Source organism: Sphingomonas sp. SKA58, from assembly GCF_000153545.1.
Classification (GTDB): Bacteria; Pseudomonadota; Alphaproteobacteria; order Sphingomonadales; family Sphingomonadaceae; genus Sphingobium; species Sphingobium soli.
In genome coordinates this window covers 896,061-910,372 of sequence record NZ_CH959307.1, presented here as the reverse complement: position 1 = coordinate 910,372, position 14,312 = coordinate 896,061, and the positions used below count along the sequence as shown (strand labels likewise).

Annotated in this window: 17 protein-coding genes and 1 pseudogene; 15 read left to right on the top strand and 3 right to left on the bottom strand. The window is 61.8% G+C overall.

What is annotated here, in order from left to right; genetic code table 11:
* Positions 1-56: 56 nt before the first annotated feature.
* On the bottom strand, positions 57-1,142 hold the full coding sequence (locus tag SKA58_RS13870; protein ID WP_009823083.1) for a LacI family DNA-binding transcriptional regulator: 1,086 nt from the start codon (positions 1,140-1,142) through the stop codon (positions 57-59).
* A 147-nt stretch (positions 1,143-1,289) separates the two neighbouring features.
* Here SKA58_RS13870 and SKA58_RS13865 point away from each other — a divergent pair, with 147 nt between their 5' ends.
* From SKA58_RS13865 to SKA58_RS19530, 8 genes and pseudogenes are all read left to right on the top strand, one after another.
* Positions 1,290-2,198: an alpha/beta hydrolase gene (locus tag SKA58_RS13865; RefSeq protein ID WP_009823082.1), complete on the top strand. Its 909-nt coding sequence runs from the start codon at positions 1,290-1,292 to the stop codon at positions 2,196-2,198.
* A 68-nt stretch (positions 2,199-2,266) separates the two neighbouring features.
* A complete protein-coding gene (locus SKA58_RS13860) occupies positions 2,267-4,555 on the top strand; it encodes a TonB-dependent receptor (RefSeq protein ID WP_083784907.1) in 2,289 nt (762 codons plus the stop codon).
* Between the two features lie 35 nt (positions 4,556-4,590).
* Positions 4,591-5,829 carry an MFS transporter gene (locus SKA58_RS13855; RefSeq protein ID WP_198005970.1) on the top strand — a complete coding sequence of 413 codons (1,239 nt, stop codon included), beginning with the start codon at positions 4,591-4,593 and terminating at the stop codon, positions 5,827-5,829.
* A gap of 232 nt (positions 5,830-6,061) precedes the next feature.
* A complete protein-coding gene (locus tag SKA58_RS13850; RefSeq protein ID WP_232209430.1) occupies positions 6,062-6,802 on the top strand; it encodes a LuxR family transcriptional regulator in 741 nt (246 codons plus the stop codon).
* Between the two features lie 69 nt (positions 6,803-6,871).
* On the top strand, positions 6,872-7,477 hold the full coding sequence (locus SKA58_RS13845) for an acyl-homoserine-lactone synthase (RefSeq protein ID WP_037543199.1): 606 nt from the start codon (positions 6,872-6,874) through the stop codon (positions 7,475-7,477).
* On the top strand, positions 7,474-8,340 hold the full coding sequence (locus SKA58_RS13840; protein ID WP_009823077.1) for a phytanoyl-CoA dioxygenase family protein: 867 nt from the start codon (positions 7,474-7,476) through the stop codon (positions 8,338-8,340). The genes SKA58_RS13845 and SKA58_RS13840 overlap by 4 nt, the downstream gene beginning before the upstream one ends.
* A 25-nt stretch (positions 8,341-8,365) precedes the next feature.
* A pseudogene (locus SKA58_RS20570) lies at positions 8,366-8,476 on the top strand (transcriptional regulator domain-containing protein); the annotation flags it as partial.
* Positions 8,477-8,515: 39 nt separating this feature from the next.
* Positions 8,516-9,145 carry a DUF2285 domain-containing protein gene (locus SKA58_RS19530; protein WP_198005969.1) on the top strand — a complete coding sequence of 210 codons (630 nt, stop codon included), beginning with the start codon at positions 8,516-8,518 and terminating at the stop codon, positions 9,143-9,145.
* A gap of 3 nt (positions 9,146-9,148) precedes the next feature.
* Here SKA58_RS19530 and SKA58_RS13830 read toward each other — a convergent pair whose 3' ends face one another.
* Entirely contained in the window at positions 9,149-9,370 is a 222-nt protein-coding gene (locus tag SKA58_RS13830; RefSeq protein WP_009823075.1) for a helix-turn-helix domain-containing protein, read from the bottom strand.
* 84 nt (positions 9,371-9,454) lie between these two features.
* Here SKA58_RS13830 and SKA58_RS13825 point away from each other — a divergent pair, with 84 nt between their 5' ends.
* The 3 genes from SKA58_RS13825 (at position 9,455) to SKA58_RS13815 (ending at position 11,458) form a co-directional block, all read left to right on the top strand.
* Positions 9,455-9,721, top strand: coding sequence for a hypothetical protein (locus SKA58_RS13825; protein ID WP_232209429.1), 267 nt, complete (start codon positions 9,455-9,457; stop codon positions 9,719-9,721).
* A 379-nt stretch (positions 9,722-10,100) separates the two neighbouring features.
* Entirely contained in the window at positions 10,101-11,072 is a 972-nt protein-coding gene (locus SKA58_RS13820; RefSeq protein ID WP_037543194.1) for an ArdC family protein, read from the top strand.
* Positions 11,069-11,458 (top strand): DUF2958 domain-containing protein, encoded by a 390-nt coding sequence (locus tag SKA58_RS13815; RefSeq protein ID WP_009823072.1) that lies wholly within the window; start codon positions 11,069-11,071, stop codon positions 11,456-11,458. Before SKA58_RS13820 ends, SKA58_RS13815 begins: the two co-directional genes overlap by 4 nt.
* 181 nt (positions 11,459-11,639) lie before the next feature.
* Here SKA58_RS13815 and SKA58_RS13810 read toward each other — a convergent pair whose 3' ends face one another.
* Complete coding sequence (locus tag SKA58_RS13810; RefSeq protein WP_009823071.1) at positions 11,640-11,849, bottom strand: hypothetical protein; 210 nt, start codon at positions 11,847-11,849, stop codon at positions 11,640-11,642.
* Positions 11,850-12,235: 386 nt separating this feature from the next.
* Here SKA58_RS13810 and SKA58_RS13805 point away from each other — a divergent pair, with 386 nt between their 5' ends.
* The 4 genes from SKA58_RS13805 to SKA58_RS13790 all read left to right on the top strand — a co-directional run bounded on the left by SKA58_RS13805 (position 12,236) and on the right by SKA58_RS13790 (position 14,098).
* Positions 12,236-12,535 (top strand): DUF736 domain-containing protein, encoded by a 300-nt coding sequence (locus SKA58_RS13805; RefSeq protein ID WP_009823070.1) that lies wholly within the window; start codon positions 12,236-12,238, stop codon positions 12,533-12,535.
* Between the two features lie 158 nt (positions 12,536-12,693).
* Positions 12,694-12,921, top strand: a complete 228-nt coding sequence (locus SKA58_RS13800; protein WP_037543192.1) for a helix-turn-helix domain-containing protein — start codon at positions 12,694-12,696, stop codon at positions 12,919-12,921.
* Positions 12,918-13,499, top strand: coding sequence for a S26 family signal peptidase (locus tag SKA58_RS13795; protein WP_009823068.1), 582 nt, complete (start codon positions 12,918-12,920; stop codon positions 13,497-13,499). Before SKA58_RS13800 ends, SKA58_RS13795 begins: the two co-directional genes overlap by 4 nt.
* Entirely contained in the window at positions 13,487-14,098 is a 612-nt protein-coding gene (locus tag SKA58_RS13790; RefSeq protein ID WP_009823067.1) for a lytic transglycosylase domain-containing protein, read from the top strand. The genes SKA58_RS13795 and SKA58_RS13790 overlap by 13 nt, the downstream gene beginning before the upstream one ends.
* Positions 14,099-14,312 lie beyond the last annotated feature (214 nt).

Sequence of the window (14,312 nt, the reverse complement as noted above, 5' to 3'; positions counted from 1 at the left end):
GACGAAGCTTTGTCGATGGTTTTTTTCGGCCGGCGGAAATTTTCGCTGCGCGCGCCCTATTGAGGCGGGGCGGCAGACTCTCGGGCCATGATCGTGAAATCGAGCTGGCGATGGACGATCTTCGGGCTCTTGCGGCCGGACTGGAGTTCCTTGAGCAGAATTTCGGCGCCTAGCTGCACCATCTGCTCGACAGGCTGTTTGACGGTCGTGATTTTTGGCCAGACGGCCGTTGCCAGAACCGTGTCGTCGAAGCCCACGACTGATAGCTCGTCCGGCACTGAGATGCCCTTGCCATGGGCGAATGACAAGACAGCTGCCGCCATGTCGTCATTGCCTGCAAAGATCGCAGTTGGGCGATCAGCTTTGCCAAGGAGCGCCTCTGCCGCCTCGAGCCCGGACTTCCATTTATAGTCTCCCTGGACGACCAATTGGTCGGAGGGATCGATCCCGGCCTCTTCCATTGCCCTTCGATACCCCTGGAGGCGAAAGCCTGTGGAAGCATGTTCGGGATCGCCTGTGATGAAAGCGATTCGGCGATGGCCCATGCCGACCAGCCAGGACGTCATTTCGGCTGTCGCGGCTTCGTCGTCGATCCATACGCAAGAATGAGCCGCTGGCGGCGCGCCGCCAGGCGCGATGCTGACAGGAATGGCGCCGCTTGCGGCAATCATGTCGAGCAATTGCGTTGAAGCCGAGAGCGGCGGCGGGACGATGACGCCTCGTGTTCCGGCAGCCAGGAGCTTGCGAACCGCGAGAAAGGCGTCAGTGAGGCTGGTCCATCGCTCGATCTGCAACTGGGCAGCGAGATTGCCGCTGGCTTCCACCGCTGCCGTGACGACAGCAAGCATATATGGTGTTGCAGGTGTCAGCAGCAGCACGCCAATTCGATTGTCCGCAGCACTTGCGAGGCGCTTGGCGGCCAGGTTCGGAGTATAGCCAAGCTCCTCGATCGCGGCCATGACAGCGCGCTTGGTGGCGTCGCGATAAGATCCTTGGCCATTGAGGATGCTGGAGACGGTCATCTGCGAGACGCCCGCACGATCGGCAACATCCTTCATGGTGACGCCGCCAGCGCGCTTACGCCGTGCTCTACCCGTCGTGGTTGCTTCGGAAATCTCGACCTCCAGGCATCTGATCTGCAAGCAGGCTTCACCCTGCCTCTAGGACATGGCTCGATAACAGCGGCACCCGACAGTGTCGATGCAACAAAAACATTAGCGCTAATGTGATTTTACTGGCAAGGCTTTTGCTGCACTGTTAGATGGTGCGAATCACCAAGGAGATGATGCGTGCCGCTTGACCCACAGTTTGAAGCCTATGTCCTTCAGGCCCCTTTGGCAGAAATGCCGCTGGAGGAATCCCGGCAGTTGTTGCGCGAGGCTTCGGCTTCCATGCCCAAGGCGCCGGTTGCCCGTGTGGAGGATCGCGTGATTACGGGTCCGGCAGGCGAACTGCCCGCCCGAATATATTATCCGGAGAATGCCAAAGGCGCTCCGCTCCTCATTTTTATCCATGGGGGAGGATGGACCTTTGGCGATCTGGAGACCCACGACCATGTCTGTCGGAGCCTTTCCGAGGCGGTGGGCGCGGTAGTTGCCGGCTTTGAATATCGCCTCGCACCCGAGCATAAATATCCGGCCGCGGCCGATGACAGCCAGGCTGCCGTCGAGTGGCTGCTCGACAATTGCGAGGCGCTTGGATGCGATCCACGCCGGGTCATCATCAGCGGGGATAGCGCTGGTGGTAATCTAGCTGCTCTCGTTGCGCAGCGTCTGCACGGCCGTGAAGGCACGGCAATTGCGTTCCAGATCCTGTTTTACCCGGCGACAGATTTTTCGCGCGAACGCGATTCCTTCCGGCGCCATGCGGATGCTCCAGGTCTTACTACCGCTGATGTCGCCTGGGCCATGGGCAATTATCTGCGCGACGAGGCCGATGCGGTCGATCCGCAGGCCGCACCCCATCTTTGCAGCGACCTCTCAGGCCTGCCGCCGGCGTTCGTCCTTACCGCCGAAATTGATCCCCTGTGCGATGATGGGGAGGATTATGCGCACCGGTTGCTCGAGGCGGGGGTGCCGGTAATGGCGCGACGCTATCTTGGCGCCCCGCATGGGTTCCTGTCCGCTTCCGCCGAACTTCCGGCTGTCCGAGAGGCCTTTGGGGACATCGCGCGGGCGGTTCGCTGGGCTCTTGGCTGAGGATCCGCGGACGATCGAAAAAACAGGTCAGCTTTAATAAAATTAGCGCTAATATAAGTAGGGGAGATATGATGGGTAGTCTTCGATTTTGGCTTTTGGGGGGAACGGCCGTGGTGCTCTGCGGTTCGATCCCAACCTTCGCTCAAGAAAAGGGCGTCGCCACGGGCGGATTGTCTGATATCGTTGTCACCGCGCGAAAGCGCAGTGAAAGCATGCAGAAGGTGCCGGTTGCCGTGAGTGTTGCCAGCGCTGATGCACTGGAGCAGCACCAGATTTTCGAGGCGGCCCAGCTGCCGCAGCTGGCCCCAAGCCTTCAGGTGCAGACCGTCAATAGCCAGGTCGGTGCCAAGAATTTCTCGATCCGCGGTGTCGGTACGGCCGTCTATGGCCCCCAGGTGGAATCGAGCGTCGCTGTCGTCATCGATGATGTCGTGATGAGCCGCCCGTCGATGGGCGTCGTGCAGTTCTTCGACCTGGATCGCGTCGAAGTCCTTCGCGGTCCGCAGGGCATGTTGTTCGGCAAGAATGCGTCTGCCGGCCTTATCAACATCGTCACCGCCAAGCCGAAGATCGGCAAGACGGAATTTCTCGCGCATGCCACCTGGGGGAAGACCAACTCGGTCACTTCCGGGAACGAGGCGACGCTCGAAATGGCGGGCAACATGCCTGTGTCGTCCAATTCAGCATTGCGCGTCAGCGGGTTCGTCACCCGGCAGGACGGCTTTGCGAAGAATGTCTACCGTTCCGAGAATCTCGGCCTCACCGAATATGGCGCCCGGGCCAAATATCTGGTCGAAGGCGATGTCTTGCAACTCTATGTTGCGGCCGACATCGCGCATGAGGAAGGTCCTGGCGGCAGCGTCCTGATCCGTCGCTTCGCGGCGCCCGGCGGGGTCATCGACACGGCGAGCCGTGCCGACGGCGTCATCCCTTCAAAGGATAATGGCTTGGTTTCGGGCAATGCCCGCACGACCAACAGCTTTGACTTGGGCGGAATCCAGGCAACGCTGGGCTATGACCTGGGCGATGGCTATTCGCTTTCGAATATCACTGCCTATCGCAGCTACAAGGACAGCCTCCAGTTCGACACGGACTCGACCTCGCTTTCGCTATTCGACCAGAACCAGGGTGGACGGGATTATTGGCAGTTCTCCAATGAACTGCGCCTGACCTCGCCCGGTACCGGTCCCTTCACCTTCCAGGCCGGCCTCTATTATCTCTATGTGAATGCGCGGGAGTTCCTGACCCAGGGGGGCAATCTCGAGACACTGCTCCCGGCGCCGCCGGCGGGGATGAGCAATCTTGGGGTCGTCCTCGATTTTCGGGCCCGCTCCAAGTCGGCCGCCGCCTTTGCTGAAGGCCAGTGGGCGATCACGGACAAGATCAAGCTCATGGCAGGTGGACGTTTCACCCATGATGAGCTTCGCTTTTACAGCTCGCGGACGAACCCCAATGCCTTCGCCCCGCTTGCCGACCTTGGCGTCGACAATGTGGCAGTGAAGAATGACGACTTTTCCTACCGCCTGGGTCTGCAATATGAGGTCAACAACCAGACTTTGGCCTACGCCACCTATTCCCGCGGCTATAAGGGCCCGACCTTCGACCAGGTAGCCGTTACCCCGGTCGACGAGGAAATCGCGAAAAGCTACGAGATCGGCATCAAGTCGACCTTGCTGGACAACCGGCTGCGCCTCAACCTGGCGCTGTTCCGGACCGATTTCTCCGGATACCAGGCGCAGGTTCTGGCAGGCAGCACCCTGGCCTACCGGACCGTCAACGCAGGCGACCTGCGCACCCGCGGCGTGGAACTCGAATTCAGCGCCCTGCCGATTGATGGCCTGACCTTCAATGGCGGTGTTACCTACAATCGGGCGGAATATCGCAACTTCGGGTCGGTTCCCTGTTACCCGGGCCAGCCGACCGGTACGTCGGGCACCAATGTCTGCCTGCCCAACGGGTCAACGAACGTCAGCGGTAACCAGTTGGTCGTTGCGCCCAAGCTGACCGGGACACTCGCGGGGCGGTACGAGGCCGCGGTCTCGTCGGATGCCACGATTTACGTCCAGGCGGACGGCTATTATCGCAGCGCATTCCGCTACACCGCGGACCTCGATCCGCAGATGCGTATCGGAGGTTCGGTGATCGTCGGGGCGTCCATCGGCGCCAAGCTCTTTGGTGACAGCGTCGATGCCAGCCTTTTCGTGAGGAACCTGTTCGACAAGCGTATCCCCACCTGGATCACGGCCGATCCAGTTGCTGGTGCCTATGGCGACGCGGCAGGGGGCGGTGACTATTGGCACCAGTTCGGGACCACGTCCTTCCGCACCGTCGGCATCTCGCTGAACTATCGGATGTGAGGCGAAAGATGGGCGAGACAGAAGCAGAAGCCACCATGAGCCTACAACCGCAAACCAGGGAAGCCGGCCCTTTGCAGGGCATCGCCCTGCTCCTGTCGGGGACGCTTCCCGCCATGGGCGTGGTGCTTGTCTCGCCCAACCTGTCGCTGCTCAATGCAGCCTTCGCCGATGTGCCGGGCGGAGCCTATCTCGTGTCGATCGCCATGACGGCGCCTGCCTTGTGCATCGCGCTGTTCTCCCCCTTTGCGGGGTTAATTGTGGATCGCTTCGGCCGCCGGCGTGCCTTGCTGGGAGCACTGCTGCTCTACGGCCTATTCGGCATGGCGCCGCTCATCCTGGACGACTTGCCCGCGATCATCGCATCGCGGGCAGGCGTCGGCCTCGTCGAATCCGTCATCATGACGGCCGCTTTCGCCTTGTTCGGCGATTATTTCGAGGGTGAACGCCGCAATCGCTGGCTCGCCTATAATGGCGCCTTCAGCGCCTTCGCCGCGACCCTTCTCTACCTGGCAGGGGGCGCGCTCGGTCAATATGGTTGGCGTGCGCCCTTTGCGGCCTATGGGTTCAGCTTCTTCATAGCTGTTTTCGTGGCGCTGACAGCTTGGGAACCCGCGGCGCGATCGGCGATGGAAAACATCTCAGCAGAGGCGATGCCGAAGATATTGCGCTCAAGGCAGTTCGTCGCTGTTTGCGCGCTCGGTTTCCTGTCCTCCATCCTCTTTTTCATCATTCCACTCCAGATGTCGGTCTTCCTCTCGGCACGTGGCGAAGCCTCCACCGTCATGATCGGTGCGATCATTGCTGTGGCCAGCATCGGCAATCCGATCGGTTCCTATCTATTCCGCTTCCTCTCCAGTCGGACGCTGCCGCAGTTGTTGGCGCGATCGTATATTGTCGGCGGCGCCGGACTGGTCGGAATGGCCATCTCGCCCTCCGTGCTTGCGGTCGGGCTCTGTGCCTTCGTTAATCAACTTGGGTGTGGTTTGCTGACGCCCGCCCTTCAGGCGGCCGCCATGCGCGATCTTCCTCCGCATGCACGGGGCCGAGGCGGCGGCTTGCTCATCACCTTCATGTTCCTAGGCCAGTTTGTCTGTCCGCTGGCCATCATGACGCTCACTAACATCACGAGCGGTATCGATCTGACCTTCCTGGCCTTAGGGTTGTTCTCAGTCGCGTCCGCCATCCTAGCCGCCGTGCTTCCACGGCTTCCAGGCCGGCCGGCTCAGTCTGAGAACCAAACGCCCTCAGAGCCGTCCGTGGTTCCGTTCATCTGAGCGGTCTGGAGGGGCTGGAAGGCCGCGGAAGCGGCGTTTCCGGCCCTGCTCTTTTCCCAATCGCCCACTTCGGTCTGACGGCGAGGCCGGCCAGACATTGGCTCCATCAGGAATGATGAAATGCCTTCCATCTTTGTCGGGAACCATATTCTCCTGATGTGCCGTCTAAAGGCCCAATGGGAGGAGGTCCTCCGGGTCTGCCTTGATCGGTGACGCGGGCCAACTGGCAGCCTTGGCCGATGATCTGCTTCGCGCGCTGCGGAAGGTCGCATCGCGCGAGGAACTCGCGGCATTGATGACATGCTTGGCGAGTGAAATCGGCTTTCGGCACTTTGCCCTCATCCATCATGACCCTCTTGCTGGCGAGCGTCCCGACCGGGTCGATATCAGGGACTATCCCGCGGCCATTGTTGACCGCTTGTTCGATCAAGGCCAGCTTCGGCGCGATCCCGTCATTCGGGGCTGCCTCTTTTCTGATGGGGCCTTCCTCTGGTCCGATCTCGACAAGATCATCACCTTCACCCGGCAAGATCGCCATTCCCTCGAATTCGGCGCTGGGCATGGCCTGAACGAGGGAATAACTGTGCCTCATGTCCTGCTCGGAGAGTGCATTGGTTCATGCACATTTGCTGGCGCGACCGATCCGCAACTTGCCTCGCGCTACCTGGGATTCGCCCAGATCACAGGCATCTTTGCCTTCCAGGCGGCACGCCGGATGCTGCTGGCCAGCCCCTTGATCGGTCCGGCGCCAAGGCTTCATCCCAGGCCCAGGGATTGTGTCGTGCTTGCTGGCAGGGGCTTTTCGAACAAAGAAATTGCCCGGGAGCTGGGCCTGACGCCACGCACTGTCGACGGCTATCTGACCGAAGCCCGCCGGCTGTTCGACGCCCATGACCGCGCCGAACTGGTGGTAAGTGCCGTATTGGCTGGAGAGATCGGATTGGACGAACTCAAGCCTCGTCAAACCGAGTAAATGCTCGTTCTATCTGCGCTGCAGTCCCGCTGCTTTCCTTGGCCCTGAACCAAGGCAGCGGAGACGACCATGATCCACCTTGTCGAAGATCACCTCTCAGCGGGGCACCAGCAACTCCTTCGGTCCATGTTCGCAGACCGAAAGCGCCTTTTCGTGGATTGCCTCGGCTGGGACGTCCCGGTGATAAATCGAAAGTGCGAGATCGACCAGTTCGATACGGTCGGCACGACCTATATCATATCGGCAAATGAGAACGGCGAGCATGAGGCCTCGATTCGGCTGATTCCGTCTACCCGCCCGCATATGCTCGCCGAGCTGTTCTCGCATTTTTGTCCCGGCGGCGTGCCGGTTGGACCGACCATCTGGGAAAGCACGCGGCTCTGCCTGCCGCAGCGCCATGGGGCGGAGCGCCGCCGGCAGCTCCGCAACATCCTAATCTCCGCCATGGTGGATTTCGCCTTGGCGCGTGGCATCACCTGTCTCACCGGTATTATCCCCGAACCCTTCCGCAAGGAGGTGTTGGCGATGGGCTGGTCTGCCGAGCCATTGGGTCCCTCCATGCATGTTCATGGCAGCCTGGTCGGCGCCTTCGCGGCCCATATTCGTCGTGATACGCCTGCGCGACTGCGCTGGACCGGCACCTATGTCGACACCCAATCGCAGGTGCAGCTATGAGCGCCCCCATTGATCGGGCAAGCGGCACGCTTGCCCGCGAGGGTTATTGCGTCATCCGGCAGGCGGTCGCGCCCGAATTCATCGAAGGGATCAATCGCAGCTTCGATTCGAAATTCGCTGCGACGCCCATGTGCCAAGGGGATTTCTACGGGCGGCGGACGAAGCGATTTGGAGCCTTGATCGCCCGCGAGCCGCTTGTTGCCGATCTCGTCATGCATGCGCGCATAAGGGCCATTGTCGAGACAATGCTCTTGCCATGGTGCGACCGGATCGCCCTCAATCTCACGCAGGCGATCGAGATCCATCCGGGCGCCTTGGCGCAGGTCCCGCACCGCGACCAGGACATGTGGGCGGGTCCCAAGGGGATGCTGGAATATCTGGTCAACGTCATGTGGCCGCTTGACGCCTTCACCCGGGCGAATGGCGGCACCCGGCTTTGGCCTGGGAGCCATGTCGAACCAGATGTTGTCGAGATGGGCGAGGCTGATGCGTTCGTGCCTGAACTCTGGCCGGGCGACGCGCTGCTTTTCCTCGGCTCGACCCTCCATGGCGGGGGTGGCAACCATAGTGCCGCGCCCCGGCGCGGGATCATCATCAGCTATTGCCTTGGATGGCTCAAACCCTTCGAGTTGCAGTGGCTCGTCTATCCGCCGGCAGTCGCCCGCCATTTCTCGTCCGACCTCGCAGCGCTGGTCGGGTACGCCCAGCATCGACCCAATCTCGGCAATGTCGAAGGACAGTGCCCCTCGATCCTGTTGCGCGGCGATGTGCCCGACCATCTTCCGGCGGTTGATGCGCTCCGCCCAGACCAGGAAGAGGCGATCGCGGCCTTTGTCAGGGGGCAGTTAGGCGAACAGGGCTAAGGCGTAACATCGCTGGTGAAGCGCGATGTCCGGGATCGCGAAATGTTCCTGGCCTTCCGCCCCCTCTCCTTGCAGCCTGTCTGCCGCTGGTCCTGCCGATCTTGCCTGGGAATGGCTTCGGCGGGATCCGGTTTACCGGCAGCTTTCGCCATGCCGGCAAGAGCCTGGGCATAAAGTGACGATCGTAGATGCAGCGTCCGACTCGAGCATAGTGCGCTGGGGCTGCCTAAACCTGCCGGACGCCGCTCTTCCCTGGAGCGACACTTCCATCTTGTGGAGTGCGGACTGTGATCCATCGGTCCTGAAGGTCATGGCCTTGCCATTGTCGGGATCACGAAGTCCGCCCTTCGACCTAGCCCACTGCGGCGCGAACGCGAGAGTGGTATGCAGGACAGGCATCGAGCATGTTCTGCTGCGCGATGGTGCTGAAACCCTCAGAATTGATGTCGTTTGCGGGTCGCTTCTCAATGGGCCGGTATCGCTAGTCCATGATTTTGAGGACGGAAGCGACCTGGAGCCGATGGTCGCCGCACTGCGGCGCTTCTATCATTTATGGCGGAACGGCCAGTTGCCGGCACGTCCTGTACCTGCCGGCTGCCGCATGGAAAGGCAGGCCCTTGCTCTCCATGTCCATGATGCGCTCGCCGAAGGGGCCAGCATCCGGGATGTCGGCATCTCGATCTTCGGACTTGAACGTGTCCGGGACGACTGGGTTGGTGGATCGCTCAAGTCGCAATGTCGGCGGCTGATCGCTCTCGCTCGCGACATGGCTGCTGGAGGCTATCTCAAGCTGTTGCGTTGCTGAAAATCACCGCGCAGCCGTGCCATTGCGAATAAGCTCGCATGGATCAACGTCCATCGCCAGCGCCAGCTTTCCTAACACCGTTATACTCACAGAGACGCGGGCACGCTCGATCGAGCCCACATAACGGGAACTAAGCCCAGTTCGGTCCGCAAGCTCTTCCTGCGTAATCTCTTTTTTCTGCCTTAACAGGCGGAGATTTCTCGCGAGGACATCCTTCAATTCCATCGAAGAATGGTCAGTTCAGAGGAACGATCCTTCTAGGAACGATCGTTCCTATTCGTTATGACATGTGAGATGGAGGCGAAAACGATGGCAGAGAAGGGCGCTTTGATGAAGGTCGCTCCCCGCGGCCCGCTCACGCGATATGACCAAATCAATCTCGCTTTATATGCAGAGTTGCTGGATGCAGAGGCTGCAGGACGGCATTGGCAAGACGTCGCATCGGCCTTAATGCAACTCGATCCCGAGCAGGTGGGCACACAGCATTGCTGGCATTCGCACCTTGAACGGGCGCGGTGGATTGCAAGCGACGGACTTGCCCAGGCGATTCACGCATTTGGAAGACCAGACAGCTAGCCTTCGGGAAGTAGGGGGCACCCCGCGCACTAGGCGCACGGCTGCGCTCTCGCGGCTGCGCCGCCGAGCCGCATAGGCGTCTCGGCCATTCGGCTTCGATCCCTGGCGCATGCCGTTCTCTGAACGGCTGATGGTCGCCGCGCTTGGCGCGGCGGCGTTGTTCGTGGCCTCTCCCGTTGCGGCAGGTGTAGGCGGCGCTCCCGGCTAGGCCCGTCGCGACCTGGGGCAACCCCGGCGCTTCGCTTGGGGTGCTCCACTTGCGTTTCGCCCTGACGGTGCCCCCGGCCGCTGGAGCCGGGCCTCTTGGTCGCTCGTGCCGCCCACCCCCGCCTTTGCGGGGAGGCTTTGTGCTTTTTTGGGGTGGCGCAGGAGACAGACCATGTGTGAACCTCTCAGCCGTCGCGTCCGTGGAAAAGGTGTGGGCGAAGATCGCCAGAAAGACAGTCGGGCCAGCCTCTACGACGAGGTGACCGCCCGCATCATCACCGAGCTGGAGGCAGGGCGCCTCCCTTGGGTCCAGCCTTGGGGGAAGGATGGCGCAACCAACCCCTGCCTACCGCGCAATGCGCTGACGGCGCGGCCCTATTCTGGCGTCAACGTGCTGATCCTTTGGGGTGCTGTGATCGAGCATGGCTGGCCCTCGCAAAGCTGGCTCACATTCCGGCAGGCGCTCGAAGCCGGCGGAAGCGTGCGTAAGGGCGAGCGCGGCTTGACGGTCGTTTATGCCGACCGCTTCACGCCCGATGCCGAGAAGGAGCGGGCGTCTCGTGAGGGGGGCGATCCCAGGGCGGTGTCGTTCCTCAAGCGCTTCACCGTTTTCAACGTTGCGCAGTGCGAGGGTTTGCGCGCGGGACTTGCCGCTGACCCCGCCCCGTTGCCCGAGTGCGAGATTGTGCCGATTGCAGAGGAGGTGATCGCCACATCGGGCGTTGAGTTTCGCATCGGCGGTGACATGGCATTCTATGCGCCGGACCCAGACTTCGTGCAGGTACCGCCGCAGCCCGCCTTCTTCGAGCAGGTCAATTATTACCGGACCTGCCTCCACGAGCTGACCCATGCGACCGGCCATGCCAAGCGGCTAGGGCGTGATTTGCGCAACGAGTTTGGCAGCAAGGACTATGCCCGTGAGGAGCTGATCGCGGAAATGGGATCGGCCTTCCTGTGCGCCGCGCTCGGTATCCAGCCGACCATTCGCCATGCCGACTATATCGGCGCTTGGCTGGCCGTTCTGCGCGAGGACAATCGGGCGATCTTTCGTGCCGCCAGCGCCGCAAGCAAGGCGGCGGATTGGCTGCTCACTCGGCACCGCGAGGCGCAGGCCTCCCAAGAAGCGGGGAGTCGGGCGGCATGATGCTCCTCACCCCGGAACTGCGCTTCGCGTTGAGAGCCAACGACATTGCGCGTCGAGCACATGAGACCAAGGGCGAGCGATTCGATCCACCGCCGGTCATCAAGCTGTTCAATCCGATTGGGGCCGCGACATGGCTCGCAACGGAACTCGCAGAGGATGGCGACGCCCTCTTCGGCATTGCCGACCTTGGCTTCGGTTGCCCTGAATTGGGCTATTTCAGCCTGTCTGAGCTTGCCGCTATCCGCTTGCCCTACGGCCTCTTCATTGAGCGTGACACGGGTTTCAGGAGCGAGTTGTCTCTCTCGGAATGGGCCAATTGGTCGCGCCGCGCGGGTTCGATTCTCTGGGCTGAAACCTTGATCCGTCGTGCCGCCCAATCCGGCTGAAGGAGACCTAAAAGCGGCACTGCCTGCGAAGTGAATGCGTGCAGTGAGGAAGCCTTCGTGAGGCATCCACGAGGGGTGCGGGCGGGGAGACCCGCTCGCTTCCTCGCCTGAAAATCCGGCCGCGCGCCGCCGCCGTTCCGGGCGTCGGCGCGCGGTTCAGTCGAGCATCGAAGCGCAGCGATCAGCGTTTCCGGATGACGATCTTGATGCCGCCGCAGATTGAGCAAGCGTCTTTCTGCCGCTCAAACCCTCCTGTGCCGGCGAGCTCGCGCGTCTTGTGGTTCGCATGCTGTCGGACCGAAAGGCCAAGTCGCTCGCTGATGCAGTCGTCGCAAATCGGGTCGGGCGACAGCCGTTCAATTAACCCGCGAACCTGATCCAATACTGTCATTGCCACCCCCCTTTGTTGAGCCGTCTAGCTCATGTCAGCAGAGAGGCCAATCAAGCAGGCGGAGTATTCGAATTTGCTGCGATGCGACGTTCTCACCATCACTATGACTGTCCCGAATCGTCCGCCTACACCCCAGTTTCTGCTGGTGATGTTGCCCCAGCGGCTCCGATCGATCGCGGTCTGCCGCAAGCCTTCCTTTGCCGTGCAACGGCTTCGCCAAGTTTCTTCCCCGGCGCGGTTCCCGCGCCTTCCTCGCGAGACAAGAAGCTTGGCTCGGGCCGTCCTCCGCTTCGCTCCGGCCTAAAGATGCACGTCGGAAGACTTGCAGCCTGACAACCGCATCGAGGCCGCATGGGGCGGCATCGAACCATTGAATGGAGGTTATTATGGCACAAATCGGCAGCTTCATCCGCGGCGAGAACGGCATCTACACGGGCGAAATCCGTACCCTGACCCTGCGCGTCAAGGCCACCATCCGGCCCGTCGAGCGTGAGAATGACAAGGCGCCTGACCATCGCGTGAATGCCGGCGGCGTCGAGTTCGGGGCGGGTTGGACCAAGGCCGCACGCGAAACCGGGGCCGAATATCTGAGCCTCAAGCTCGACGATCCGTCCTTCCCGGCGCCGATTTATGCGACCCTGATCCAGGGAGACGAAGGCGAGCACAAGCTCATCTGGTCCCGCTGACCCTGCGGCCCCGCGCCAGAAGGCGCGGGGCCTATCCGGCGAGAGGGTGTCGAATTTCATATCCTCGCTTCCGACACTCTTCACGCGGTGTCGGCCCTTGCATGCCTGGTGTCGCGGCCCGCGCTTCTGCGGCCGCCTCGCACCGGGATGACGGGCATATGGACGACGATGAAATCCAGCGAGCCAACCGCGCCAAGCGGGGCTCTCCCTTCCTCAATACCGACCAAGCCGCAGCCTATCTGAAGATATCGGCCCGCACGTTGAAGCGGCTCCGGCGCATGGGAAAGGGGCCGGTCTTTCGTCGCCACAGCCGCTTCGTCCAATATCATATCGACGACCTGGAGAACTGGTCGAGTGACCATGCCGGCCGGGAATTTGAACGATGAGCCGGCGTCGGACCAGCGTTAGCGACGCGCCGCTTCTCGCATGGGGCGAGGTGTTGCGCGCTCAATCTGTACGGCGCGGGCGGCTCGGTCGCGGCATCGCTGTCACAGGCATCGGTGCACTCATCATGCTGGCATCGGTAGCGCTTCCGCCCACGCCACGCCTCGTTTGGAATGTCAGCGCCAGTGCACCGATCGGCCTCTATTGGGTCCGGCCCGGTGCCGAGATTGACCCTGGCGACATGGTGATCGCGCGGCTTCCCCGGGGCTTCCGGCAGATAGCTGCACAGCGCCGTTATCTGCCGATGAACGTGCCACTGGTGAAGCGCGTGGTGGCTGTCGCCGGCGATGAGGTCTGCGCATTGGGGAGCGCAATCTTCCTCAATCGGCGACGGATCGCGACGCGCAGCACGCGCGACGGCGCGGGGCGCATCATGCCGCGCTGGTCAGGCTGCATCCGGCTGCGCGGGCGGCAGCTTTTCCTCTTGATGGATGCGCCGGCATCTTTCGACGGTCGCTATTTTGGCGTCACAGAGGGAGGCGAGGTCGTCGGCAAGGCGCAGTTGCTGTGGGCACGCTGAGGCTGATGTTGGCGATTGGAGGACTGCTCTTCGCAGTGCCGGCAACCGCCCAGACCGTTACCCAATGGCGACCGTTCATCAACGAGGCATCGAGCCGATTCGGTGTGCCCCCGGCGTGGATCGAGCGGGTCATGCAGGCCGAGAGTCGAGGGCGGACACATCTCGCTGGGCGCCCGATCCGCTCGTCGGCCGGTGCCATGGGGTTAATGCAACTGATGCCTGGCACATGGGTCGAGATGCGCGCACGTCTCGGACTTGGAGATGATCCTGATGATCCCCGCGACAATATCCTGGCAGGGACTTTCTACCTGCGGCTGATGTATGATCGCTTCGGCTATCCCGGGCTTTTTGCAGCCTATAATGCGGGCCCTGGCCGTTATATCGAGCATCTCACCGGGCGCCGATCGCTACCAACAGAGACCGTCGGCTACATGGCGAGCGTTGCGTCTTCTGCGCCGGTTTCGACCGGTATCGCCGCCCGGCCAAGGCCGCCACTGTCGATCTTTGTCGTGCGCAAGGATGGTGGTGCGGCCCAATTAGATGGGCAGGCGGCCCCGCCTTCATCGCCGCTTTTTATCGCCTTGTCGCAGGAGAAATGAGGTGATGATGCGCTCAACCGAGAGGAAGGAAGCTCGTCTCGACAGACCCAGCATGACGGGTGGCGAAGCGGCTATCAAGGCCCGTGGGTGCCCCCCAATTTTCTGCGAAAATCGGTTCCCCCCACGTCCGCTTCGCGGCGCTACGCTTCGCTCCGCGGCCCTGACAGCCCCTCCGCCACCCGTCCCCCAGACGCCGTTCTCGATAGTGAGAACG